Source organism: Pseudomonas sp. AD21 (assembly GCF_002878485.1).
GTDB lineage: Bacteria > Pseudomonadota > Gammaproteobacteria > Pseudomonadales > Pseudomonadaceae > Aquipseudomonas.
Genome location: NZ_NQYG01000029.1, coordinates 21,115 through 46,011 on the forward strand (window position 1 = coordinate 21,115; position 24,897 = coordinate 46,011).

Consider the following 24,897-nt stretch of genomic DNA (forward strand, 5'->3'; position numbering starts at 1 on the left):
GTCAGTGACCTTCCTTGAGCGAGCCATCGGCCTCTACGGTCAGGGAAAACAACGAAGCATGCGCGACTTCGACATTGAGCAACTGCTGACGGGGCAAACCACGCGCTTGCGCCAGCAACAGGCGCATCACGCCGCCGTGACTGATCAGCAACACACGCTCGCCGACGTACGCCTGATGCAACCGCGCAACCGCGCCCAGCACACGCGCAGCAAAATCGCTGACCGGTTCACCCTGCGGCGGCGTAAAGGCATACGGGTCAGCCCAGAACAGCCCCAGCGCCTCGGCGTCAGTCTCCATCAACGCCGCAGCGCTCTGCCCTTCCCAGGCGCCGAAATGCAGCTCCTGCAGATCCTTGTCCAGATTCACCGGCAAATTCAGTTGCTCACCCAGCTCCGCGGCGAACCGCGCACAACGCTGCAGCGGCGAACTGACCAGCCGATCCCAGGGCCCGCCCGCGATCACCGCCGCACGCATCTGCGCCCAACCGTTTTCCGTCAGCGCATCATCGAGGCTGCCGCGCAAACCACCGCCCAGTTCAGTCTCGCCGTGACGCAACAGGTCCAGGCGCAAAGTCATGCCGGACGATCCGCCACTGCGGCTTCAGCGAACGTCGCCATCTGCCCGTGCAGGTCGCACGCCAGACGCAACAGCGGTACGGCCAACGCCGCTCCACTGCCCTCGCCCAGACGCAAACCGAGCTCCAGCAACGGCTCGGCATTGAGGGCTTCGAGCACATGACGATGGCCCGGTTCGGCGCCACGGTGGCCGAACAATAGCCACTCGCGACAGGCCGGATTCAGCCGCACCGCGACCAACGCGGCGACCGTGCAGATAAATCCGTCGACCAGCACCGCGACGCCTTCCTGGGCACAGGCCAGATACGCGCCGACCAGTGCGGCGATTTCAAAACCGCCAAGATTGAGCAGGGTTTGCAACGCATCACCCCGTTGCGCCGCATGCAGGGCCAGCGCGCGCTCGATCACTTGCGCCTTATGGCTGACGCCTTCGGCATTCAAACCCGTGCCAGGGCCGGTCAGGTGCACCACCGGGCAATCGAGCAAGGCGCAGGCCAGCGCACTGGCGGCGGTGGTGTTGCCGATGCCCATTTCGCCACCGATAAACAACTGCGCGCCTGCTGCCTTGGCACGCAGCACACTGTCGCGACCGGCCTGCAAAGCGAGCTCGCCCTGCGCCCGGGTCATCGCCGCGCCCTTGGCGAAATTCGCCGTGCCCGGGCCGACCTTCAAGTGCCGTACGCCGGGCAGGTTCAGCGACGGTGTCACGGTGCCCAGATCCACCACTTCCAGTTGTGCATCGAGCTGGCGCGCCAGCACGCTGATCGCCGCGCCACCGCTGACGAAGTTGAGCAGCATCTGCCCGGTGACTTCCTGCGGGAACGCCGAAACACCTTCCGCGACCACGCCATGATCACCGGCGAAAATCGCGATCCACAACTGATCAACGCTCGGTTTGACCTGGCCCTGCAATCCCGCCAACTGCACCGCCACCGTTTCGAGGCGACCGAGAGACCCGGCCGGTTTGGTCAGTTGCTGTTGGCGCGCCGCCGCTTGTTCAACGATCTCGGCATTCACCGGTTTGCACGGGTTCAACCACCACGCTTGAGTCATAACGCAGGTCCTTTCAGGGTCAGGGGCAGGCCGGCGACGGTCAAGACGACACGCTGACAGCGCTCAGCCAGAGCTTGATGCAGCCAACCGGCTTCATCGACGTAGCGGCGAGTCAATTCGCCCAGCGGCACGACACCCATTCCGGTCTCGTTGCTGACAAAAATGGTTTCCCCCGGCAATAACGCCAGGCAGTCCAGCAAGGCTTCGCGCTCAGCGGCGAGACGTTCGGCGTCATCGAGCATCAGCAGATTGGTCAGCCACAGGGTCAGGCAATCCACCAGCAAGCAACGCTCGGCGCTGGCGTTTTCACGCAGGACGCGAGCCAGTTCCAGCGGCTCTTCGATCAACGCCCATTCGGCCGGGCGACGGGCGCGGTGATGCGCGACGCGGTCGTTCATTTCGCCGTCCAGCGGTTGGCTGGTGGCGATGTAGGTGACGGCCAGTTGGCTGTCGCTGGCGAGTTTTTCCGCGAGGCGACTTTTGCCGGAGCGGGCGCCGCCGAGGATCAGTTGGAGCATGGGAGACATCCTGAATTTTGTGTGTTGGGGCGGCTGACGCTTTCGCGAGCAAGCCCGCTCCCACAGGGGTTAGGTGATCCAATGTGGGAGGGCTTGCTCGCGAAGAGGTCCGCACAGACGATTCAAATCCCACAGAGCCGGCGCAACAGACCGGTATCCAGATGCTTCTCCACCAGATCCGCCAAACGTTCGATATCGCGCTCGCGCAAGCCGTGGTAATCCACGTCCTGCACATCGCTCAACCCGGCCCAACGCAGCAACGCCGCACTCGCCGCCGGCGATTCGAACAAGCCATGCAGATATGTGCCGAACACCTGCCCATCCGGACTCTGCGCGCCGTCGCAACGACCGTCTTCCAGATGCACCGCCGCATTCTCCAGCGCCGGCCCCACCGTGACCCCGGCATGGATTTCATAACCACTGACCTCGGCCTCTTCCAGCGCCAGATGCCCGCGCACGTTGCGCAATTGCTTCTCGGCTTCCAGCGTCGTTTCGAACGCCAGCAAACCGAGCCCGGCACTCGAACCGGGCGCGCCTTCCAGCCCCAGCGGGTCATGCACCTGCTCGCCGAGCATTTGCAGACCACCGCAGATCCCCAACAGTTTGCCGCCGTAACGCAGGTGCCGATTGATCGCCGCGTCCCAGCCATTGGCACGCAGATACGCCAGATCGCTGCGCACGCTTTTCGAGCCCGGCAGGATGATCAGATCGGCGGCAGGAATCGCCTGCCCCGGGCCGATGAATTGCAGGTCCACTTGCGGGTGCAAACGCAGCGGATCGAAATCGGTGTGGTTGCTGATGCGCGGCAGCACCGGCACGACTACTTTGAGCACTTGCTCGGCCTTGTCGGTCTGGCGCTGGTCGATACCGTCCTCGGCTTCCAGGTGCAGATCCATCACGTACGGCAGCACGCCCACCACCGGTTTGCCGGTGCGCTGTTCCAGCCAGTCGAGGCCCGGTTGCAGCAAAGCGATGTCGCCGCGAAAACGGTTGATGATGAAACCTTTGACCCGTGCCTGTTCGCTCGGCGACAGCAACTCAAGGGTGCCGACCAGATGCGCAAATACCCCGCCGCGATTGATGTCGGCGATCAGCAGCACCGGGCAATCCACCGCCTCGGCAAAGCCCATGTTGGCGATGTCCCCGACACGCAGATTGATCTCCGCTGGCGAACCTGCGCCTTCGACCATCACCAATGGATACGCCGCGCTGAGCCGCTCGTGCGAAGCCAGCACCGCTTGCATGGCGATGGCTTTGTAGTCGTGATAAGCCACGGCGTTCATGCTGGTGACGGCACGGCCATGGATGATCACTTGTGCGCCGGTGTCACTGTTGGGCTTGAGCAGCACCGGGTTCATGTCGGTGTGCGGTTCGAGGTGCGCAGCTTGCGCCTGCACCGCTTGCGCGCGACCGATCTCGCCGCCGTCAGCGGTCACTGCGCTGTTGAGCGCCATGTTCTGTGGTTTGAACGGCACCACCGCCACGCCCTGACGGGTGGCCCAGCGGCACAGCGCCGTCACCAGCGTGCTTTTACCGGCGTCGGAAGTGGTGCCCTGCACCATCAGGGTGGTCATGTCGATTCCTTGGCAAAGGCTTGCAGCGCTTGTTCGAGACGCGCTTCTTCAGCCGCGTTGGCGGGCAGGCCAAAACGCAGACTGCTGTTGTGGGTGAAGATGCGCAGGAGGATGCCGCGTCGGGCCATGAATTCGTGCAACGCAGGCGCGTGTTCGGTGATCAGCCACTGAAACAGCGCGCAACCGCCCTGGGGTTTGAAGCCGTAGCGCTCCAGCAGCCGTGCCAGGCGTTCACTGGCCTCGTCGCTGCGAATGCGCTGGCGGGTGTGCGCTTCGGTGTCTTGCAGGCAGGTTTGCCCGAGCACCCGTGTCGGCCCGCTGACCGCCCATGGCCCGACCTGTTCGGCGAGCAATCTGAGCAGCTTGCGTTCGGCCAGCACAAAGCCCAGGCGCACGCCGGCCAGACCGAAAAACTTGCCAAACGAGCGCAACACGACCAAGCCGACCTGATGGGTGTACGACGCCAGACTCAGGTGCGGCGTGTTGTCCATGAACGCTTCATCGACCACCAGCCAGCCGCCACGCTGGGCCAGCCGCGCGTGCCAGTCGAGCAGCCGCGCCGGCGTCAGGCTCAGGCCGGTGGGATTGTTCGGGTTGACCACCACCAGCACGTCGAGGCTGTCGAGAAAGAATTCGACTTCCTGCTCCAGCACTTCGCGCACGATGTAGCCGCTGCGGCGCCAGGCTTCGGCGTGCTCGGCATAACACGGCGACAAAACGCCGACCTTGCCGGCGCGGCGCAGACGCGGCAGCAACTGGATCGCCATCTGCGAACCGGCTACCGGCAGCACCTGGGAGGCGCCGTAGTAATCGCACGCGGCCTGCTCCAGTCCGTCGTCGGTTTCCGGCAACCGTGCCCAGGCACGCAACGGAATCTCCGGCACCGCAAATGGCCACGGCGCCAGGCCACTGGACAGGTCGAGCCAGTCGGCCTCGGCAATCCCGTATTCGAGTGCCGCCTTGCGCAGCCGGCCACCGTGCTCAAGCATAGAATTCAGCCCCCACGCAGAGAATCAGCAGCCATAACCATACCCCGCGCTGGACCAATTGCCAGCCGCGATCAATCGAATCGGCATCCGCCGGCGCGCCTGCGCCCAGTTGCGGACGCTCGTGCAGTTCACCGTGATAGATCGCCGGACCGCCCAACTCGACATTCAACGCACCGGCACCAGCGGCCATCACTGGACCTGCGTTGGGGCTGTCCCATTGCGGCGCCTGGGTGCGCCAGCATTTCCAGGCGAGCCGGGTGTTGCCCAGCAGCGCGTAGGTCAGCGCCACCAGTCGTGCAGGAATGTAGTTGAGCACGTCGTCGATTTTTGCCGCGCACCAGCCGAACCGCTCGAAGCGTTCGTTGCGATAACCCCACATTGCGTCGAGTGTATTGCTCAAGCGATAGAGCACCACGCCTGGCGCACCGGCCACGACAAACCAGAACAGCGCGGCGAACACTGCATCACTGCCGTTTTCCAGCACCGATTCGGTGGCGGCGCGTGCGACGGCGGTGCTGTCCAGTTCACTGGTCTGACGGCTGACCAGATAACCGACGCGCTTGCGCGCCTCTTCCAGATCATCACTGCGCAGGGCTTTGGCCACAGGCTCGACGTGCTCGCCAAGGCTGCGCATGCCGAGGGCGCAATACAGCGCAAGAATCTCGACAATCCAGCCCACGTAGGGCGCCCAGGAAAACGCGGTGGCGAGCAAGGTCAGCGGCAGCACCGCAATCACCCACGCGGTGACCCCGTGACTGCGCCAGCCACGGCCGCCCGCATTGAAACGTCGCTCGATGCGTCCGGCAAAATTGCCGAACGCCACCAGCGGATGCCAGCGTTTCGGTTCACCCAGCAGCGCATCCAGCGCGACTGCGGCGACACTCAACAACGCCACACTCATTGACTCACTCCCCAATAATTTTCATACAGCAACTCATTGAGCGGACGCGCTTGCGCCCACCCTTCGAGTACCAGCATCGGCGCCGGATAGAATTCCTTGACCGGGCCCAGGCACAACACCGCCAACGGCTTGGCCCCGGCCGGCAGTTGCAGCAGATCGGCCAGTGCCTGCGGGTCGAACAGCGAGACCCAGCCCATGCCCAGTCCTTCGGCACGGGACGCCAGCCACAGGTTCTGGATCGCGCAGGACAACGACGCCATGTCCATTTCCGGCAATGTGCGACGACCGAAAATGTGTTTTTCACGATCGTCCATCAGCGCCGCGACCAGCACTTCGGCGCAATCATTGATGCCTTCAACCTTGAGCTTCATGAACTCGTCGCTGCGCTCGCCGAGCGCTTCAGCGGTGCGGATGCGTTCTTCTTCGACGAGGTTCTGGATCTGGCCACGTAAAGCTCGGTCGCTGATACGAATGAAGCGCCAGGGCTGCATCAGGCCGACGCTTGGGGCCTGATGCGCGGCTTCCAGAAGTCGGCGCAGCAACTCGGGCTCAACCACCCCACCGATGAAGTGGCGCATGTCGCGGCGTTCGGCGATGGCTTTATAGACCGCTTGGCGCTCGGCTTCGGAGAATGCGTTGTCGGTCATGGCCCCATCGCGAGCAGGCTCGCTCCTACAGGGGATTGCGTTTCGTCAGGCACACCATCGCCCACTAATGTAGGAGTGAGCCTGCTCGCGATAGCGTCCTCAAGGGGCGGCGCAAACAGTGCAGCGACAGCCGCAGGATTCGACGGAAAATAGAAGTGCACATAAGAAGCCGTCATCCGCCCTTCCCGATAAACCGCCTCGGCGCCGCGCCCACCATTCGGGCTCAGCCCTCGAGCAATCGGCGTCAGCTCGGTGGTGGTCAGCGAATGATGATAAGTGTGCCCACGCAACGAACCTTCCGGCAGATCCACCGCCTGCAACGCCAACGCCGCCAGACGCTTTTGCATCACCGCGTCGCCCTTGAGCAACCCGACCAGTTCAGCACGCGCGCCTTCAACATCCGTCAACGAATCGAGCAAATACAGCATCCCGCCACACTCAGCGAGCAACGGTTTCCCTGCCGCATGATGGGCACGAATCGCATCGAGCATCTCGGTGTTTTGCGACAACGCAAGGTGATGCAATTCCGGATAACCACCGGGCAGATACAAGCTGTCCGCTTCAGGTAATTGCATATCGCGAATCGGCGAGAAGAAACTCAACTCGGCGCCCATCGCCCGCAACAGATCGAGACTCGCGCCATAGGTGAAGGCAAACGCCTCATCACGCGCAACGGCAATGCGCACATCCTTCAGCAGCGGCTCGACAGCGATGACGTCAGGCGCGGCGAACTCAACCGCTGGCGGCAGCGCTACCTCGCAACTACTGGCCAGTGCGTCGGCAGCGGCGTTGAGACGCACATCGAGGTCATTCAGTTCGCTGGCCTGCACCAGGCCGAGATGGCGGCTCGGCAGTTCGATGCCAGTCTCGCGCGACAACGCGCCGTACCAGCGCAGACCTTCCGTGAGACTGCCTTCCAGCAATTGCGCATGGCGCAAGGTGCCGACACGATTGGCCAGCACGCCGGCAAACGGCAGGTCCGGCTGATACTTCGCCAAACCCAGCGCCAACGCACCAAAGGTCTGCGCCATCGCCGTGCCGTCGATCACACCGAGTACCGGCACACCAAAATGCCGCGCCAGATCGGCGCTCGATGGCGTGCCGTCGAACAGGCCCATCACGCCTTCGATCAGGATCAGATCGGCCTCGGCGGCGGCTTCCCACAGCAGGCGTCGACTTTCCTGTTCGCCGACCATCCACATGTCCAGTTGATACACCGGCGCACCGCTGGCGCGTTCGAGAATCATCGGGTCGAGAAAGTCCGGGCCGCACTTGAAGACGCGCACTTTACGTCCCTGATTGCGATGTAATCGAGCAAGCGCGGCAGTGACCGTGGTCTTGCCCTGACCGGAGGCCGGCGCGGCAATCAGCACCGCCGGGCAGTGACGTGGTTGATTCAAAGTTCGACGCCTTTCTGCGCTTTGATGCCGGCCTGGAAGGCGTGTTTGAGCATGCCCATTTCGGTGACGGTGTCACCCATCTCGATCATTTCCGGCTTGGCCGCGCGACCGGTGACGATCACGTGCTGCATCGGCGGACGCGCCTGCAAATCGCTGAGCACCTGATCCAGGTCGAGGTAGCCATGCTTGAGGGCGATGTTCAGTTCATCCAGCACCACCAGGCCGATCGACGGATCGCGCAACAGCTCACGGGACACTGCCCACGCGGCTTCGGCGGCGGCGATGTCGCGCTGACGATCCTGGGTTTCCCAGGTGAAGCCCTCGCCCATCACGTGAAAGCGCACTTGCTCCGGGAAACGGCGGAAGAACAGTTCTTCGCCGGTGCTGTTGCGGCCCTTGATGAACTGCACCACGCCGCACTGCATGCCGTGGCCCATGGCGCGAGCGAGCATGCCGAACGCCGAGCTGCTTTTGCCTTTGCCATTGCCGGTCAGCACCAGCACCAGGCCGCACTCGTCAGGCGAGTTGGCGATGCGTTCGTCGATCACGGCTTTTTTGCGCTGCATACGCGCCAGATGGCGTTCGTCACGCTCGGGGGAATCGGTCATGGGGGAGCTCTCCGTTGAGGCTGGGTAACGGCGGGCGGGCACAAGAATAGACGGCAAAAAGCCTGGCATCGCCCACCGTGATGCCGCTGGATGGATCAGGCCGGTCTCCGGGCTCATGAGCGGCGCATCGCCTGGCTGCACGCCTTCCCGCATCTTTCGAGGCAGTGGCTGAATGTGCAGCTTTTACTCATTTACCGTTGCGGGGGCAGCGCCGGGATCGTGATCGTTCTTCGCCTGAAGACAACCCTCACCGGCTTCCCTGTTTCACTCTGTCGACACACGTCACAGAGCACCTGAAACAAGCCGCGAAGGTTAGAGGGTTGGGGGTGGAGCGTCAATTAAAGAGGCGGCCGTCGGGCGAATAACTGCCGCCGATCAATTATCTGGCGCCAATCTTGTGCCACACTGTTACAAATGATATCAAAGAGCCATGCTTTTCTCGAAAAAGCCCATCACAACAATAAGGATGATTACGATGCAAGGCATGATCATCAGCAACCCGCGCCTGGAATTCCTGCGCCCGATGCTTGAACGCTGGTTTGACTGTATCGACCGCTACAACGCCGTGCGCGGCGACAACGACACGCCTTACTGGCATGACGAGAAAGCCAATCTCGGATTGCTCTCCGCTGCGGCATGGATGGCCGAGCTGGTGACCCTTTGCGACACCACCACCCGCAAGCAGAACGAGGACGGCGAGCGCAATGCCCGCGCCGACCTGTTCCTCGCCGGCGCCGAAGACCGCGCCTACCTCCAGGCCACCCAGCGCTGGCCGCGAGTCAACAACCTCAACCTGACCCAGGCCTTGCAGGACATCACCAGCGATGCCAAACGCATCAGCTTTGCCAGCGACCTCAAGCTCGGCTGCCTGTTCGTCGCCCCGCAAAAGGCCCAGCACAGCGCCAGCCCCGAAGAGCTGCAAGACATGGTCGACGACCTGCAAAAGGAACACTGCTGCGCGGTCGCCTGGTATTTCCCCTACGCCTACCGCAAGTTGCGCAGCGAAGCGGGCAACTACCATCCCGGCATTGCCGTGCTGTTCAAAGAGGCCCGTGGCTGAGCGGTTGAACCATCGGGTGCGCAGGCTCCTCTATGATTAGGCATGCATTCATAGGGAAGATCAGTAATGCGCAAAACCCAACTCGCTCTCGTCATCGCCCTCGCCGGAGGACTCGCCGCCTGCGGTGAGTCCTCCAGCCTGCAAGTTTCCGACGGCACCGGTCCGTCACCGAAACTGCCCGAACCCAACAACACTCTGATCCCGACAGTGAATATCGCACCGGCGGTCGGCTGGCCTGCGGGCGGCAAACCGACCGCAGCGGCCGGTACGCAAGTCGCAGCGTTTGCCGAAGGCCTCGACCATCCGCGCTGGCTCTACGTGCTGCCCAACGGCGACGTGCTGGTGGCGGAAACCAACGCCCCGCCCAAGCCTGACGACAGCAGCGGCATTCGCGGCTGGGTGATGAAGAAAGTCATGGGCAAGGCCGGCGCTGGTGTGCCGAGCCCGAATCGCATCACTCTGCTGCGCGATGCCGACCACGACGGCGTGGCCGAGACCCGCACGGTGTTTCTGCAGAATCTCAATTCGCCGTTCGGCATGACCCTGGTCGGCAACGATTTGTACGTCGCTGACACCGATCGCCTGCTGCGCTTCCACTACGAGCCGGGCGCTACCGAGATCAAGACCCAGCCGATCAAAGTCACCGACCTGCCAGGCGGCACTCTGAACCATCACTGGACCAAGAACGTCATCGCCAGCAAGGACGGCAGCAAGTTGTACGTCACCGTCGGCTCGAACAGCAACGTTGGCGAAAACGGGCTGGATAAAGAGGAAGGTCGCGCGGCGATCTGGGAAGTGGATCGCGCCACCGGCAACCACCGGATCTTCGCCTCGGGCATTCGCAACCCCAACGGTCTCGCGTGGGAACCTACCACCGGCGCACTGTGGACGGCGGTCAACGAGCGCGACGAAATCGGCAGCGACCTGGTGCCGGACTACATCACGTCGGTCAAGGACGGCGGCTTCTATGGCTGGCCGTTCAGCTATTACGGCCAACACGTGGATGTGCGCGTCAAACCGCAAAACCTAGACCTGGTGGCCAAGGCCATCGCGCCGGACTACGCCGTAGGCCCACACACCGCCTCCCTGGGCCTGACTTTCGCCGAAGGCAACAGCTTGCCGGCGCAATTCCAGCAAGGCGCGTTCATCGGCCAGCACGGTTCATGGAACCGCAAACCGCACAGTGGCTATAAAGTGATTTTCGTACCGTTCGCGGCAGGCAAGCCAAACGGGGCACCGGTGGATGTGCTGACCGGCTTCCTCGACAAGGATGAGAACGCGTTGGGTCGCCCGGTGGGCGTGGTGATCGACCAGCAAGGTGGCTTGCTGGTGGCCGATGATGTGGGCAACAAGGTGTGGCGGGTGTCGTCCGCCAAATAATTTAGCGCCCAACACATAACAAATGTGGGAGCGGGCTTGCTCGCGAAAGCGTCAGGTCATCAACATCGTAGTTGAATGACACACCGCATTCGCGAGCAAGCCCGCTCCCACATTGGATTTCAGCGACTAAGGGTTATGCGCCAGATGCTCAGGCTGCAACACCCGCTTGGCACTCAGATAGGCTTTCTGCCAATACGCCTTCGACAGACTATCGAGCTTCACCGTGCCGCCGGTTGCCGGCGCATGCACGAAGCGCCCTTCCCCGACGTAGATCCCTGCATGGCTGACTTGCGAGCCGCCATTGGTGGCGAAGAAGATCAGATCTCCGGTCTGCAAGCCTTCTTTGCCAACGTTCGGCGCCTGCATCACGATCAGCTCACGCGTCGAGCGAGGCAGATTGATACCGGCCGCGTCGCGGTAAACAAAACCGATCAGACCACTGCAGTCGAACCCCGAATCAGGCGTGTTGCCACCCCAGCGGTAAGGTGTACCAACCAGGCCGAGCGCGCGAAACAGCACGTCTTCAGCAGCGGGGGAGAATGATTGGGAAGGTCCGAACACCACCGGGGCGCGTACGACGGGCGCAGGCGGCGGTGTGCGACTGGCGCAGGCGCTGAGCAGCGCTGCGAAGAAGATCAAAGCAAGGCGGGCCGACATCGTCATAAGCAGAACATCCTGATCTGGCTGCGGCTTTCTCTGCCGAATGGACAGAAAACAAAACCGCCTGCGGAGCACGCAGGCGGTTTGCCATCAATATAGATACAGGATTCTAGCGGCTATACGACAAACTTCAAGTAAGACTTTAACTTCACCTTGTAAAGTCTAGGTCTACTCCGTTGCCGAGGGCCGTTTTGGTCGCCACGGACGTGGCGACAACGGGGGAATCACTTGCGAGCGGTGACCACGGTCGGCGCCATCGCGAGGGCGCGCTTGGCTTCGATGAAGGTCTTGCTCCAGTAGCTGTCACCCAGGCTGTCGATGCGAACACCGCCGCTGCGACGACTGCTGGAGTGAATGAACTGGTTGTCGCCCAGGTAGATCCCGGCGTGACTTACACGACCGCGACGACCATTGGTGGCGAAGAACAGCAGATCACCCGGCTCCAGATTGCTGCGCGAGACCAGCGGGGCATCCACATTGATCATTTCGCGGGTGGAGCGCGGCAGATTCATGCCGGCTTCTTCGCGGAACAGGTAACCGATGAAACCGCTGCAGTCGAAACCGGCTTCAGAGGTACCGCCGAAACGGTAACGGGTACCGATCAGGGACATGCCGCGTTCGAGGATGCTGTCGGCCAGAACCGGAAGCTCGTAAGGCTTCTTGCCGTTGAAATCGGCGAGTTCTTTTTCAGTAGCCAGCTCTTCCTGATAAATAACGGAAGACTGGGCAGTAGCAGAATTTTTAACCTGTTGAGGCTGCTCTTGAACTGGAGAATGAGCAGCGCAACCGAACAACAGGGTGACGAGTGCGAGAGGCACGAGGGGTGCGAAGCGATTTAGCATGGGCACGACCGTGGCTGAAGTTGTAAAGAAGCCGAGACTATGCCCGCTATCAGCCTCATTTGCAAATTCAATCGATCTTTTTGTGACTTCCCGGTTTCTCGTTTACATCTAAGCGCTTAAGCCCATTTGAATCGATACGCGGTCTGCACACGGTGCGGAAAAGCGGATTTTCTGGCGCCTGAAATATGTCGAAACCGGCTGCAAGCCGCGTATTTCAAGGGCTGGACTACCAACCGAGAGTTTCTTTGAGGAACGGAATTGTGAGCTTGCGCTGCGCCTGCAACGAGGCCTGATCCAGTTGTTCGAGCAAGTCGAACAATGCACTCATGCTGCGGGTACCGCGGGTCAAAATAAAATGACCGACCTCATCGGTCAGGTGCAGACCGCGACGCGAAGCGCGCAACTGCAGCGCGCGCAATTTGTCTTCATCAGAAAGCGGTCGCATCTGGAAGATCAGCGCCAGGGTCAGGCGTGATTTGAGGTCGGCCAGTTTGACCGGCAGCTCGCGCGGCGAGGTGGACGCGGCGATCAGCAGGCGCCGACCGCTGTCACGCAGACGGTTAAACAGATGAAACATCGCCTCTTCCCAGTCCGGCTTGCCGGCAATCACCTGCAAGTCATCCAGGCAGACCAGCTCGTACTGTTCAAGGTTGTCGAGAATTTCGATGCCGCGATCCATCAACTCGGCCAACGGCAGATACACTGCCGGCTCACCCATCTGCTCGAAACGCAGACACGCAGCCTGCAACAGATGCGTACGTCCTACGCCATGCTTGCCCCACAGATAGATCAGGCTTTCGGTCCAGCCAGCGTCGGCTTCGCATAGGCGCTCGACATAGCCGAGTGCAGCGGCATTGGCGCCTGGGTAGTAGTTGATGAAGGTGGCGTCGTCACGCAGACGCACACCTAGGGGCAGCTGAATCGGTTTCATGCTGACTGAACAGTTCTCAAGGAACCGTTAGTGGCCTCTGTGTAAAGTTTGCGAAGTTTATACCCGTGAAGCTGAGCGCACAATGCGACAGACCCCAAGCAAAATCAAAGGTTTGCGTTAACGCGCTGGTTTTATGACAGTTTCTCTGACGCGGCGCCGAACAAACTCACCGCAAAACACGGGCCAACCCGGTGCAATACCGGGCCGCCCGCGATGAGGCTACAACTCGGGGTCGTCGACCCCGCTGTAGATATCAGAGTCCTTGTACAAATCGTGCACGTGACGCACCAGCACCATGATTACCGCCGCCACCGGCAATGCCAGCAAGACACCGGTGAAACCGAACAGCTCGCCACCGGCCAGAATCGCGAAGATCACCGCCACCGGATGCAGACCGATCCGGTCGCCCACCAGCAGTGGCGTCAGCACCATGCCTTCCAGGGCCTGCCCCACCATGAACACCGCGACAATCCCGATCATCGGATACAGATCGCCACCGAACTGGAACAACCCGGCAATCAGTGCCGCGCCAATCCCGATCACGAAGCCCATGTACGGCACGATCGCTGCCAGTCCCGCGATCAGGCCGATCAACAGCCCCAACTCCAGACCGACGATCATCAGGCCTGCGGCGTAGATCACACCCAGCGCCAGCATGACCAGCAATTGCCCGCGCACGAACGCACCTAGCACCTCGTGACATTCGCCAGCCAATGAGACGATGGTTTCTTCGCGATCGCGCGGCAACAGGCTGCGAATCTTGGCCATCATCACGTCCCAGTCGCGCAGCAGGTAAAAGCTCACCACAGGAATCAGCACCAGGTTCGCCAGCCAGCCAATCAGCGCCAGGCTTGAAGCTGTCGCCTGACTCAACACCACACTGACGATGTCGGTGGTCTGGCCCATGTGCTCGCTGATCGCTGACTTGACCTTGTCGAACTTCCAGAAGCCGTCCGACAAGCCCAGTTTCGACTGCGCCCACGGCAATGCGGTGTGCTGCAGCCAGTCGAGCATCTGCGGCGCCAGTTCATACAAACGCAGCAACTGCTTGGCGAGCATCGGCACCAACACCAGCAACAGGGTCGTGACGATCAACGTGAACAAGGCAAACACCGCGATCACGCCCCAAGTGCGCGACAGGCCGAGTCGCTCAAGGCGATCCACCAGCGGATCGAACAGATACGCCAGCAGCAACGCCACCAGAAACGGCGTGAGGATCGGGTGCAGCAACCAGACAAACGCGCAAAGCAGGACTACCCCACCGAGCCAGAACCAACGCCGCGAATCGGCCATGTACCACTCCTGTTGCTTATATATAAAGAAAGACTTACCAGCGAAACCGCAACGATGGCGCCACAGGTGCCGGGGCCGCAGCGACAACCGGCGCAGAACCGGCAACGGCCGGTTGTGGTGGCGCCACCAGTGCCGGCGCTTCAGCCGGCAACTCCTGCAACTTCGCCAGCGACAATTGCGCGCGCAACTGATCGGCGCTGCCGCTGACCCGATACACGATGCGATCACCCTCGACACTTTGCAGACGCACACCGAATGGTTCGAGTAACCGCAGCAGCGCGGCATAATGCTCAAGATTCATGCCCTGCACTTCCAGGGTCTGTTGACCCGACACCCCAGGCTTGGCAACAAACCTCGGCGCCAGACGCTCGGCCACCGCCAGCATCACCGCATCGGCCACTGCAGCCTGATCAGCGCCCTGCACGCTGCCGGCCTCTTTTTGATCGCCCAGCCACAGATGCCATTTGGCCTGCCACTGCCCACCTTCTTCGTGCGCATGCACCGCCAGCAAGGCATCCGCGCCGTAACGCTCCGAAGCCCCGTGCAACGGCGCAGGATCGGTGCCGTCCAGCACCGGCGCGGTGGCCACCAGTTGTTCACTCAGATCCGCCAGAGGCAAGCGCAACGGCAGACCACGATGCTGGGCCGCCGCACGCAACGGCGCAGCAGCGGCCTGACCGTCACCGACCAGGCTCGAACCTTCAGTCGAATCGTTCAGCCACCAGCTCAGGATCGACGGTCGACTCGCGCCCCACAACGACAGCCCCGCGCGACGCAGCGCCTGCTCGGTGGTGGCCGGATCGAAATCGACTTTCAGCACTTCCGGCGGCCCGGCATCGAAACCGAACTGGCTGATGATCTGTTGCGGATCCTTGCGAATCGCCGCCAGACCCGGGCTCTGCGGCGCCTTCGGGTCGCCGGTCAGACGCAACACCAGCGTATCCAGCGCAGCCTGTGTGGCGCGATCACGCTCTTCGGGTGCCTGGCTGCTGACCGGCTGGCGTACTTGATAGAGACCTTTGAGGTTTTCGGCGTGACTCGCCAGGCTGACCACAGACAAACAACCCACAACCAACAATTTACAAAAACGCATGGAAAATTCCCGTCGACAGGAGCGGCTGGAACAGGCCGCGTGAACCGGTTAAGCAAGGCTGTGACAATCTGCCATCGCAAAACATTCACACGGTAGCGGTAAGTTTTTGCACAGTGATAACGATAGACGGTTAATCGGCACACCTTATACAGGCACCCAGTCAGCACAATTGCAAAAAAATTCGGTCGATTATGTCTCTGCCCGTCGGCGCAAGGATGGCCGCTGCCCCTCAAGCCTGATAAAATCGCGCGCCTTCGCAGACCGGCAACAGCCGGGCACCCCGAAATTCGCGTGAGGCTATCGCCCCACCGGTTTTGGCGTTCCCGCTGAACTCGGTCGTTACCCCTGAATCCCCTCCCCTAAAGGCCTGGATCATGAGCAAGCAACCCTCCCTGAGCTACAAGGACGCCGGTGTAGACATCGACGCCGGTGAAGCATTGGTCGAACGCATCAAGAGCGTCGCCAAGCGCACTGCGCGCCCGGAAGTCATGGGCGGCCTGGGCGGTTTCGGCGCCCTCTGCGAAATCCCGGCCGGCTACAAGCAGCCTGTGCTGGTTTCCGGTACCGACGGCGTCGGCACCAAGCTGCGCCTGGCGCTGAACCTGAACAAGCACGACAGCATCGGCATCGACCTGGTTGCCATGTGCGTCAACGACCTCGTCGTTTGCGGCGCAGAGCCACTGTTCTTCCTCGATTACTACGCCACCGGCAAACTGAATGTCGACACCGCAGCCCAGGTTGTAACCGGCATCGGCGCCGGCTGCGAACTGTCCGGTTGCTCGCTGGTCGGCGGTGAAACCGCTGAAATGCCTGGCATGTACGAAGGCGAAGACTACGACCTGGCCGGTTTCTGCGTCGGCGTGGTGGAAAAGGCTGAAATCATCGACGGCTCGAAAGTCGCCACCGGTGACGCGCTGATCGCCCTGCCATCGTCCGGCCCGCACTCCAACGGCTACTCGCTGATCCGCAAGATCATCGAAGTGTCCGGCGCCGACATCGAAAACATCCAGCTCGACGGCAAACCACTGACCGACCTGCTGATGGCCCCGACCCGCATCTACGTGAAGCCGCTGCTCAAGCTGATCAAAGACACCGGCGCGGTCAAAGCCATGGCCCACATCACCGGTGGCGGCCTGCTGGACAACATCCCGCGCGTTCTGCCAAAAGGTGCTCAGGCCGTGGTTGACGTGGCCAGCTGGACTCGCCCGGCCGTCTTCGACTGGCTGCAAGAGCAAGGCAACGTCGACGAAACCGAAATGCACCGCGTGCTGAACTGCGGCGTCGGCATGGTGATCTGCGTGGCTCAGGAGCACGTAGACGTTGCTCTGAAGACCCTGCGCGACGCTGGCGAACAGCCTTGGGTCATCGGCCAGATCGCCGCTGCCGCCGAAGGTGCAGCTCAGGTTGATCTGCAGAACCTTAAGGCTCATTAATGTCCGCAACCTGTGATGTCGTGGTGCTGTTGTCCGGCACCGGCAGTAACTTGCAGGCTCTGATCGACAGCACGCGGACCGGCGACAGCCCGGTCCGCATCGCTGCGGTGATTTCCAACCGCGTCGACGCCTACGGCCTGCAACGCGCCAGTGACGCGGGTATCGCCACCCGCTCGCTGGATCACAAGGCATTCGAAGGTCGCGAGGCCTTCGATGCTGCCCTGATCGAACTGATCGACGAATTCAAACCGAAACTCGTGGTACTGGCCGGCTTCATGCGCATTCTCAGCGCTGATTTCGTTCGCCACTACCAGGGTCGCCTGCTCAATATCCACCCGTCGCTGCTGCCCAAATACAAAGGGTTACACACTCATCAGCGCGCGCTGGAGGCCGGCGACGCCGAGCACGGCTGCTCAGTGCACTTCGTCACCGAGGAACTCGATGGCGGACCACTGGTCGTACAGGCAGTATTACCGGTAGAGTTGCACGACACGCCGCAGAGTCTGGCGCAGCGAGTCCATGTTCAGGAACACCTGATCTACCCGATGGCTGTACGCTGGTTTGCCGAAGGGCGACTGGCACTCGGTGAGCAAGGTGCTTTACTGGATGGCCAGTTACTCGCGGCCAGCGGCCACTTGATTCGACACTAGGAGATTTTATGCGTCGCGCCCTGCTTTTCGCTTGCGCCTTGCTCGCCCTGCCCTTCGCGCAGGCGGCAGACCTTCAACCGTTCTCCGCCAGCTACACCGCCGACTGGAAGCAGTTGCCCATGAGCGGCACCGCCGAACGCAGCCTGACCAAGGAAGCCAACGGCGTCTGGAAACTCAGCTTCAAGGCGTCGATGATGATCGCCAACCTGACCGAAGAAAGCACCCTGACCGTCGACAAGGACACGTTGCTGCCACAGTCCTACCACTTCGAACGGGGTGGTTTGGGCAAGGCCAAGAAGTCTGACCTGGATTTCGACTGGAACGCCAAGATGGTCACCGGTATCGATCGTGGTGACGCGGTCAAGGTTCCACTCAACCGCGGCATGGTCGACAAGTCCACGTATCAACTGGCACTGCAACACGACCTGGCGTCCGGCAAGAAGACCATGAGCTATCAAGTGGTCGACGGCGGCGATGTCGATACCTACGACTTCCGCGTACTGGGTACCGAAAAAGTCGAAACGAAAGCCGGCAAGATCGACGCGATCAAAGTCGAGCGCGTGCGCGATCCGACACAAAGCAAGCGCATCACCGTCCTGTGGTTCGCCAAGGACTGGGATTACCTGCTGGTTCGCCTGCAACAAGTTGAAACCGACGGCAAGGAGTACAACATCATGCTCCAGGACGGCACGGTCAACGGCAAAACCGTTAAAGGCAGCTGATCCGACGCAACAACGAAAAGCCCCGCCAATGCGGGGCTTTTTTGTGCCTGCAATCCAACCGGAAATGGATGCAAGACCTGTAGGAGTGAGCCTGCTCGCGATAGCGGACTGTCAGACAACACATGCAGTGAATGTCAGACAGCAATCGCGAGCAGGCTCACTCCTACAGGGTATAGCACCGCTCAGACCGAAAACTTCGCCACCATATTGTTCAAATCCACCGCCAGCCGCGACAGTTCCTGACTCGCCGCGCTGGTCTGATTGGCCCCCGCCGACGTCTGCATCGCCAGATCGCGGATGTTCATCAGATTGCGGTCCACCTCCCGCGCCACCGCCGCCTGCTCCTCCGAGGCGCTGGCGATCACCAGGTTGCGCTCGTTGATCAAGGTGAACGCCGAGGCGATCTCCTCCAGCGCCATACCCGCTGCCTTCGCCAACTCCAGGGTCGAATGCGCACGAATGTTGCTCTGCTGCATCGAGCTCACCGCCGAATCAGTACCCTGCCGAATGCCGCCGATCATCTGCTCGATTTCCTGGGTCGACTGCTGGGTACGATGCGCCAGCGCCCGCACCTCATCGGCCACCACCGCAAAACCACGCCCCGCATCCCCGGCACGCGCCGCTTCAATCGCGGCGTTCAGCGCCAGCAGATTGGTCTGTTCGGCAATCGAACGGATCACGTCCAGCACCTTGCTGATGCCATGAACCTTCTGCGCCAGGTCTTCCACCTGCGTGGCGTTGGACGTGACATCCTCGGCCAGGGATTCGATTGACGTCACGGTCTGCTTGACCTGCTCGCGCCCATGCTGGGCAATGCGGTCAGACTCGCGCGATGCCTCGGAAGTCGCCACCGCATTGCTCGCCACCTCTTCCACTGCAGCGGTCATCTGATTGACCGCTGTCGCGGCCTGCTCGATCTCCAGGCTCTGCTGATGCAGCCCGCGCGTGGCGTCTTCGGTGACGCAACTGAGTTCCTCCGAGGCCGACGCCAGTTGACTGGACGACTCGGAAATCTGACGGATAGTGTCGCGTAAATTGTGTTGCATGCTTTTCAGCGCCTGCAGCAGCCGCGCCGGTTCGTCCTTGCCGGAAATACTGATATCGCCCGTCAGATCGCCACCGGCCACCACTTGCGCCACACCCAGCGATTGCGCCAGCGGCAGGACAATGCTGCGGGTCAGCAGCAGCGCCAGACCGATGGTGATCAGCGCGGTGATGCCGATCATCACACCGACCCACACCCGCGAATTGATAAACACCAACCGCGCTGCTTCGGTCGCGAGATTAGCGTTGTGCTTGTTCAGCTCGACCAGGTCGCGCAAGGTCACAGCGATGTCGTCCGCCAACGGACTCATCTGGCCGTTGAGAATTGCCGCCGCCTCCTCCACCCGGTTCTGCGCCGACAACGTCATGACCTGCGCCTGCAGCTCCAGATACTTGTGCTCGGCGACCTTGAAGCGATCAAACAGACTTCGCTCCTCGGGCAACACAATCAACACGTCATAGCGTTGCTGGGCCTCACTCAACACACTGCGCAGCTCGTTGAGCTTGGTGACATTCTGCTCCAGAGCCTGCGGATCGCGATTGAGCAGCAGGCGCATGGTCAGCGCCCGCAGGCGCAGCATGTCCTGACTCATCTCGCCAACCGCCATCACGCTCGGCAGCCAGTTGTTATCAACCTCATCAGACTGCGCGCGCATGTTCGACATCTGCTGCAGGGCGAACGCCCCCAGGGCAAACACCATCAGCGCCAGCACACCAAAACCCAGGCCGGCACGCGGCGCGATATTGAGACTACGGATACTCATTACTCTGGTTCCTTCCAAAAGCGCTGCATCAACCCTGCAGCTGGTTGCCTTAGAAGGTATCGGCCCAGCGTAAATTTGCGTAAGACGAAAAGGTGATATCAAAAGGCCTTGATACTTCTAACCCTTGGCATTAACGATTCAGCGGGGCTTTTCCAGGACTTGAGCGCTGTTCGCGGCAATATCGCCAGGAAGTTGTCCCGGGCGACTTTACGCGCGACGTCTTCGGGCAAGGCATCGAAAAACGGCGTGAAGCTGTGCATTTCCTGACCAAGTTTGTTGAATTGGCCTACAACATCCGAGCCGATCATGAAGCGCTCCGGGTATTTCTCCACCTATGCCAGTCATTCCTGGCGCGGCTTGCCCAACTCGTCCAACAGATTAGGGCGTGAGAAAGTGGAACGCGTGCTTGTGGGAATGCTCTATAACTGCAAGGTCTTTTTTGATCACACGACTTTTCCTACTGCCAGTGAGGTTGCCATGACTGTTACCGTCAACACCGTCTCCGCCGAAGGTTTTCGTCACACCGTAAAGATCGACGAGCACGAATTGTTTGCCGACGTACCGAAGTCGGCCGGTGGCGAAGGCACCGCGCCTGAGCCGCACGACTACTTCGACGCGGCCCTTGGCGCTTGCAAGGCCCTGACCTTGAAGATGTACGCGAAGAAGAAAGACATCCCGCTGACCGGCGTCGGTGTCGAGGTCAAACGTGACAGTAGCGAGGAACAGAAAGGCAAATACGTGCTACACGTCACCCTCACGCTCAAGGGCGTGCTGACTGACGCGCAACGCGAAGAGTTGCTACGAGTGGCCGACCGCTGCCCGATCCACAAACTGATGACCACGACCGACGTCAGCATCGAAACCCACGCCCCGCAAGGCTTCGATAGCCAGTAATCCCCCTCGCGCCAGCGGCGGGTTATGCTTCTGGCATCACCCGCTCAGTCTGGAATGCACCATGGACACGCAACCTCTGATCATCCGCCCGCGCGCCGAAGACGTCGAAGGCCAGCCGATCCTGCGCCCGCTGCCGTCAGCCAAATGCCGCAGCGTCGGGCCTTTCGTGTTTTTCGACCACATGCTCGAGACGGTTTATCCGACGGGCAAAGGCATGAACATCCGACAGCATCCGCACATTGGTCTGTCGACCCTCACCTACCTGTTCCAAGGACAGATCCAGCACAAGGACAGCCTCGGCTCCGATCAAGTGGTCAGCGCCGGTGATGTCAGCTGGATGACTGCGGGCAGCGCCATCGCCCACGTCGAGCGCACGCCCGAGCCGTTGTGGGAGCAGAGCTTCACGATGCACGGCTTGCAGATCTGGCTGGCTTCGCCCAAGGACCACGAGCAAGGCCCGGGTCATTACAGCCATCACCCCGCGGCAACGCTACCGGTCAGCGATAACCTCGGCGTGCAGATTCGCATGATTGCCGGTTCAGGCTTTTGTCTGGAATCGCCGGTGCCAGTGCTTTCTCCAACGCTGTACGCCGAAGTGAAGATGCAGACAGCAACGACACTGCTGATCCCGACCGAGCACGAGGAACGGGCGATTTATGTGCTCAGTGGTGATGCCCAGTTGAACGGCGAAACGATCGAGCCGCATGCGCTGATGGTGTTGCCGGCCGGGGAAGAGATGAGCCTGTTTGCCGAGAGTGATGTGCATGCAGTGGTGTTCGGCGGCGCGCCGCTGGACGGGCCACGGCGGATCAACTGGAATTTTGTCGCGAGCGATCCGGCGGTGATCGATGAAGCGCGACGCAAATGGGCGGCCGGGGATTGGCCGACGGTGCCGGGGGAAGTTGAACGGATCGAGTTGCCGCGCTGAAAAGCACCCTCACCCCAGCCCTCCCGAAACGTCGGACCGCCCGGAGGGAGAGGGCGCCGACCGAGGTGTCTTGCGTCATACATCGACCTGAAAAATCTTGGCGATTATGGATTCACCAAGACACTTTCAGGTCGGCGTAACCCTCAAGCATCCCCCAATCAGTCCCCTCTCCCTCCGGGCGGTCCGACGTTTCGGGAGGGTTAGGGTGAGGGGCTTTTGCTTTTCAGGCTTTAGCCCTTGAACACTTCATCCAGCAAATCATGCATCGACTTGAACGCGCGCTTCGCGGTCTTGGCGTCGTACATCATCTTGCCCGGTACATTGGCATGCGGATCGGTGAACGAATGCACCGCACCACCGTAGCTCAGCAACTGCCAATCCACATTCGCCGCATTCATCTCGTCTTCAAATGCCGGCAACTGCTCTTTCGGCACCAATGGATCGGCAGCGCCATGCAGCACCAGCACCGAGCCCTTGATGTTCTTCGCGTCCGCCGGGTTCGGCGAATCCAGCGTGCCGTGGAACGACACGGCAGCCTTCACCGGGGCGCCAGTACGGGCCAGATCCAGTGCACAGCAACCGCCGAAGCAGAAACCGAACACTGCCAGTTTCGACGTATCGACCGCCGCTTCGCCCTGCTTCTGCAACTGCTCGAACGCTGCCTGCATGCGCTTGCGCAGCAATGCACGGTCGTTCTTCAGTGGCATCATCGCCGCGCCGGCCTGGTCCGCGTTCTGCGGGCGCACAGCCTGGCCGTAAACGTCAGCGATCAACACCACGTAGCCCTTGGCCGCGACCGACTTGGCGATCTCCTCGGCACCGGCGCTGACGCCCATCCAGTTCGGCGCCATTAACAGGCCCGGGCGTGCGCCCTTGTGCTCGGCGTCGAACGCCAGACGACCTTCATAAGGCTGGCCATCAAGCTGATAGACCACGGAACGTACAGTGACTTGGCTCATTTCTGACTCCTGAAGGGTAAACACCAGAATGAAAAAACCCGCCGAAGCGGGTTTTTATACAACGTGATTAAACCGACAGTTCAACCAGCAGCTTGTTCAGACGGCGCACGTACGCGGCCGGATCCTTCAAGCTGTCGCCGGCAGCCAGGGCTGCCTGATCGAAGAGAATGTGCGACAGGTCGCCAAAACGCTCTTCGCTCTGCTCGCCGTCGAGTTTCTCGATCAGCGGGTGGCTTGGATTGAATTCGAAGATCGGCTTCGAATCCGGCACTTTCTGGCCGCTGGCTTCGAGGATCTGGCGCATTTGCAGACCCAGATCCTGTTCTCCGATGGCCAGAATGGCTGGCGAGTCGGTCAGGCGATGGGATACGCGAACCTCGGCAACCGAATCGCCCAGCGCGGTTTTCAGACGCTCAACCAGACCTTCTTTGGACTTGGCGACTTCTTGCGCAGCCTTCTTGTCCTCTTCCGAGTCCAGGTTGCCCAGATCGAGGTCACCGCGTGCCACGTCGACAAAGGTCTTGCCGTCGAATTCGCTGAGGTAGCTCATCAGCCACTCGTCGATGCGATCGGTCAGCAGCAGCACTTCGATGCCTTTCTTGCGGAAGACTTCCAGGTGCGGGCTGTTCTTGACCTGCGCGTAGGTTTCGCCGGTGAGGTAGTAGATCTTGTCCTGACCTTCCTTGGCGCGGGCCAGGTAGTCAGCCAGACCGACGATCTGCTCGCCGTCATCGCCCTGGGTCGATGCGAAGCGCAGCAGACCGGCAATTTTTTCTTTGTTGGCGAAATCTTCTGCCGGGCCTTCTTTCATGACCTGACCGAAGTTTTTCCAGAAGCCCTTGTATTGCTCAGGCTCGTTCTTCGCCAGTTTTTCCAGCATGTCCAGCACACGCTTGGTCAGCGCCGACTTCATCGAGTCGATGATCGGGTCTTTCTGCAGGATTTCCCGCGACACGTTCAGCGACAGGTCGTTGGAATCGACCACGCCTTTAATGAAGCGCAGGTACAGCGGCAGGAACGACTCTGCCTGGTCCATCACGAACACACGCTGCACGTACAGCTTCAGGCCTTTCGGCGCTTCACGCTGGTACAGGTCGAACGGTGCACGGGCCGGCACGTACAGCAGTGAGCTGTACTCGAGCTTGCCTTCGACCTTGTTGTGGCTCCAGGCCAGCGGGTTTTCAAAGTCGTGAGCAATGTGTTTGTAGAACTCCTGGTATTCCTCGTCCTTCACTTCAGTGCGCGGACGGGTCCACAGGGCGCTGGCGCGGTTGACGGTTTCCCATTCAACGGCAGGGGCCTCTTCGCCTTCGGCAGCAGCCGCTTCTTTCGGCAGCTCGATCGGCAAAGCGATGTGGTCGGAGTACTTCTTGATGATGTTGCGCAGACGCCAGCCATCGGCGAACTCGTCTTCAGCCGCTTTCAGGTGCAGGACGATGCGGGTACCGCGCTCTGGCTTGTCGATGGTGGCGACTTCGAACTCGCCCTCGCCTTTCGACGACCAGTGCACGCCTTCGCTGGCTGGAGTGCCGGCGCGACGGCTGTACACGTCAACCTGGTCGGCAACGATGAAGGCAGAGTAGAAGCCCACACCGAACTGGCCGATCAGGTGCGAATCTTTCTTCTGATCGCCCGAGAGATTCTTCATGAAATCGGCGGTGCCCGATTTGGCGATGGTCCCCAGGTGGGTGATCACATCGTCACGGTTCATGCCGATACCGTTGTCTTCGAGGGTGACGGTTTTGGCGTCCTTGTCGAAGCTCACACGGATTTTCAGCTCAGCGCCACCTTCGAGCAACTCAGGCTTGGCCAGGGCTTCGAAGCGCAGCTTGTCGACAGCGTCAGAGGCGTTCGAGATCAATTCGCGAAGGAAAATTTCCTTGTTGGAATACAGCGAATGGATCATGAGGTGCAGCAGCTGCTTTACCTCGGTCTGGAAGCCCAGGGTTTCCTTTTGAGTTTCCACACTCATGGTCAT

Annotated in this window: 24 protein-coding genes, 1 pseudogene and 1 riboswitch; of the genes and pseudogenes, 7 read left to right on the plus strand and 18 right to left on the minus strand. The window is 61.1% G+C overall.

Features of this window, described 5'->3' with window-relative positions; genetic code table 11:
• Position 1: 1 nt before the first annotated feature.
• From cobC to cobO, 9 genes are all read right to left on the minus strand, one after another.
• Entirely contained in the window at positions 2-577 is a 576-nt protein-coding gene (gene cobC, locus PseAD21_RS17630) for an alpha-ribazole phosphatase family protein (protein WP_102356782.1), read from the minus strand.
• Entirely contained in the window at positions 574-1,629 is a 1,056-nt protein-coding gene (gene cobT / locus PseAD21_RS17635; RefSeq protein WP_102356783.1) for a nicotinate-nucleotide--dimethylbenzimidazole phosphoribosyltransferase, read from the minus strand. Before cobT ends, cobC begins: the two co-directional genes overlap by 4 nt.
• Complete coding sequence (gene cobU / locus PseAD21_RS17640) at positions 1,626-2,147, minus strand: bifunctional adenosylcobinamide kinase/adenosylcobinamide-phosphate guanylyltransferase (protein ID WP_102356784.1); 522 nt, start codon at positions 2,145-2,147, stop codon at positions 1,626-1,628. Before cobU ends, cobT begins: the two co-directional genes overlap by 4 nt.
• A 122-nt stretch (positions 2,148-2,269) precedes the next feature.
• On the minus strand, positions 2,270-3,721 hold the full coding sequence (locus PseAD21_RS17645; RefSeq protein WP_102356785.1) for a cobyric acid synthase: 1,452 nt from the start codon (positions 3,719-3,721) through the stop codon (positions 2,270-2,272).
• On the minus strand, positions 3,718-4,710 hold the full coding sequence (gene cobD, locus PseAD21_RS17650; RefSeq protein WP_102356786.1) for a threonine-phosphate decarboxylase CobD: 993 nt from the start codon (positions 4,708-4,710) through the stop codon (positions 3,718-3,720). Before cobD ends, PseAD21_RS17645 begins: the two co-directional genes overlap by 4 nt.
• The gene (cbiB, locus tag PseAD21_RS17655; RefSeq protein WP_102356787.1) at positions 4,703-5,611 is read right to left on the minus strand and encodes an adenosylcobinamide-phosphate synthase CbiB; all 909 of its coding nucleotides are present in this window, start codon (positions 5,609-5,611) and stop codon (positions 4,703-4,705) included. The genes cobD and cbiB overlap by 8 nt, the downstream gene beginning before the upstream one ends.
• Entirely contained in the window at positions 5,608-6,258 is a 651-nt protein-coding gene (bluB, locus tag PseAD21_RS17660; protein ID WP_102356788.1) for a 5,6-dimethylbenzimidazole synthase, read from the minus strand. Before bluB ends, cbiB begins: the two co-directional genes overlap by 4 nt.
• A complete protein-coding gene (locus tag PseAD21_RS17665; protein WP_102356789.1) occupies positions 6,255-7,658 on the minus strand; it encodes a cobyrinate a,c-diamide synthase in 1,404 nt (467 codons plus the stop codon). Before PseAD21_RS17665 ends, bluB begins: the two co-directional genes overlap by 4 nt.
• Positions 7,655-8,266: a cob(I)yrinic acid a,c-diamide adenosyltransferase gene (gene cobO / locus PseAD21_RS17670; RefSeq protein WP_003223053.1), complete on the minus strand. Its 612-nt coding sequence runs from the start codon at positions 8,264-8,266 to the stop codon at positions 7,655-7,657. The genes PseAD21_RS17665 and cobO overlap by 4 nt, the downstream gene beginning before the upstream one ends.
• A gap of 80 nt (positions 8,267-8,346) precedes the next feature.
• Positions 8,347-8,578, minus strand: a riboswitch (cobalamin riboswitch).
• 163 nt (positions 8,579-8,741) lie between these two features.
• On the opposite strand from cobO, the gene PseAD21_RS17675 reads away from it, so the two are divergent.
• Both PseAD21_RS17675 and PseAD21_RS17680 read left to right on the plus strand, forming a co-directional pair.
• On the plus strand, positions 8,742-9,326 hold the full coding sequence (locus PseAD21_RS17675; RefSeq protein ID WP_102356790.1) for a hypothetical protein: 585 nt from the start codon (positions 8,742-8,744) through the stop codon (positions 9,324-9,326).
• A gap of 66 nt (positions 9,327-9,392) precedes the next feature.
• Positions 9,393-10,706 (plus strand): sorbosone dehydrogenase family protein, encoded by a 1,314-nt coding sequence (locus tag PseAD21_RS17680; protein ID WP_102356791.1) that lies wholly within the window; start codon positions 9,393-9,395, stop codon positions 10,704-10,706.
• Between the two features lie 126 nt (positions 10,707-10,832).
• Here PseAD21_RS17680 and PseAD21_RS17685 read toward each other — a convergent pair whose 3' ends face one another.
• The 5 genes from PseAD21_RS17685 to PseAD21_RS17705 all read right to left on the minus strand — a co-directional run bounded on the left by PseAD21_RS17685 (position 10,833) and on the right by PseAD21_RS17705 (position 15,525).
• Entirely contained in the window at positions 10,833-11,369 is a 537-nt protein-coding gene (locus PseAD21_RS17685) for a C40 family peptidase (RefSeq protein ID WP_025111851.1), read from the minus strand.
• A 221-nt stretch (positions 11,370-11,590) separates the two neighbouring features.
• The gene (locus PseAD21_RS17690; RefSeq protein ID WP_003223044.1) at positions 11,591-12,208 is read right to left on the minus strand and encodes a C40 family peptidase; all 618 of its coding nucleotides are present in this window, start codon (positions 12,206-12,208) and stop codon (positions 11,591-11,593) included.
• Between the two features lie 226 nt (positions 12,209-12,434).
• A complete protein-coding gene (gene hda / locus PseAD21_RS17695; protein WP_025111852.1) occupies positions 12,435-13,139 on the minus strand; it encodes a DnaA regulatory inactivator Hda in 705 nt (234 codons plus the stop codon).
• 219 nt (positions 13,140-13,358) lie between these two features.
• Entirely contained in the window at positions 13,359-14,432 is a 1,074-nt protein-coding gene (locus tag PseAD21_RS17700) for an AI-2E family transporter (protein ID WP_102356792.1), read from the minus strand.
• Positions 14,433-14,466: 34 nt separating this feature from the next.
• The gene (locus PseAD21_RS17705; RefSeq protein ID WP_102356793.1) at positions 14,467-15,525 is read right to left on the minus strand and encodes a DUF2066 domain-containing protein; all 1,059 of its coding nucleotides are present in this window, start codon (positions 15,523-15,525) and stop codon (positions 14,467-14,469) included.
• Positions 15,526-15,899: 374 nt separating this feature from the next.
• On the opposite strand from PseAD21_RS17705, the gene purM reads away from it, so the two are divergent.
• From purM to PseAD21_RS17720, 3 genes are read left to right on the plus strand one after another with little or no spacing between them, the layout of a single operon-like run.
• Complete coding sequence (purM, locus tag PseAD21_RS17710; RefSeq protein WP_102356794.1) at positions 15,900-16,958, plus strand: phosphoribosylformylglycinamidine cyclo-ligase; 1,059 nt, start codon at positions 15,900-15,902, stop codon at positions 16,956-16,958.
• A complete protein-coding gene (purN, locus tag PseAD21_RS17715; RefSeq protein WP_102356795.1) occupies positions 16,958-17,608 on the plus strand; it encodes a phosphoribosylglycinamide formyltransferase in 651 nt (216 codons plus the stop codon). Before purM ends, purN begins: the two co-directional genes overlap by 1 nt.
• Before the next feature lie 8 nt (positions 17,609-17,616).
• Complete coding sequence (locus tag PseAD21_RS17720; protein WP_102356796.1) at positions 17,617-18,330, plus strand: DUF3108 domain-containing protein; 714 nt, start codon at positions 17,617-17,619, stop codon at positions 18,328-18,330.
• A gap of 182 nt (positions 18,331-18,512) precedes the next feature.
• On the opposite strand, the gene PseAD21_RS17725 is transcribed toward PseAD21_RS17720, so the two are convergent.
• Together PseAD21_RS17725 and PseAD21_RS17730 are read right to left on the minus strand one after the other, a co-directional pair.
• Positions 18,513-20,138, minus strand: coding sequence for a methyl-accepting chemotaxis protein (locus PseAD21_RS17725; RefSeq protein ID WP_102356797.1), 1,626 nt, complete (start codon positions 20,136-20,138; stop codon positions 18,513-18,515).
• A 98-nt stretch (positions 20,139-20,236) separates the two neighbouring features.
• A pseudogene (locus PseAD21_RS17730) lies at positions 20,237-20,521 on the minus strand (hypothetical protein); the annotation flags it as partial.
• A gap of 94 nt (positions 20,522-20,615) precedes the next feature.
• Between PseAD21_RS17730 and PseAD21_RS17735 the strand changes: the two are divergent.
• Positions 20,616-21,032, plus strand: coding sequence for an OsmC family protein (locus PseAD21_RS17735; RefSeq protein ID WP_102356798.1), 417 nt, complete (start codon positions 20,616-20,618; stop codon positions 21,030-21,032).
• A gap of 61 nt (positions 21,033-21,093) precedes the next feature.
• Positions 21,094-21,960: a pirin family protein gene (locus tag PseAD21_RS17740; RefSeq protein WP_102356799.1), complete on the plus strand. Its 867-nt coding sequence runs from the start codon at positions 21,094-21,096 to the stop codon at positions 21,958-21,960.
• Between the two features lie 230 nt (positions 21,961-22,190).
• On the opposite strand, the gene PseAD21_RS17745 is transcribed toward PseAD21_RS17740, so the two are convergent.
• Complete coding sequence (locus tag PseAD21_RS17745) at positions 22,191-22,919, minus strand: dienelactone hydrolase family protein (RefSeq protein WP_102356800.1); 729 nt, start codon at positions 22,917-22,919, stop codon at positions 22,191-22,193.
• Between the two features lie 67 nt (positions 22,920-22,986).
• Positions 22,987-24,891 carry a molecular chaperone HtpG gene (gene htpG, locus PseAD21_RS17750; protein ID WP_102356809.1) on the minus strand — a complete coding sequence of 635 codons (1,905 nt, stop codon included), beginning with the start codon at positions 24,889-24,891 and terminating at the stop codon, positions 22,987-22,989.
• Between the last annotated feature and the right edge of the window lie 6 nt (positions 24,892-24,897).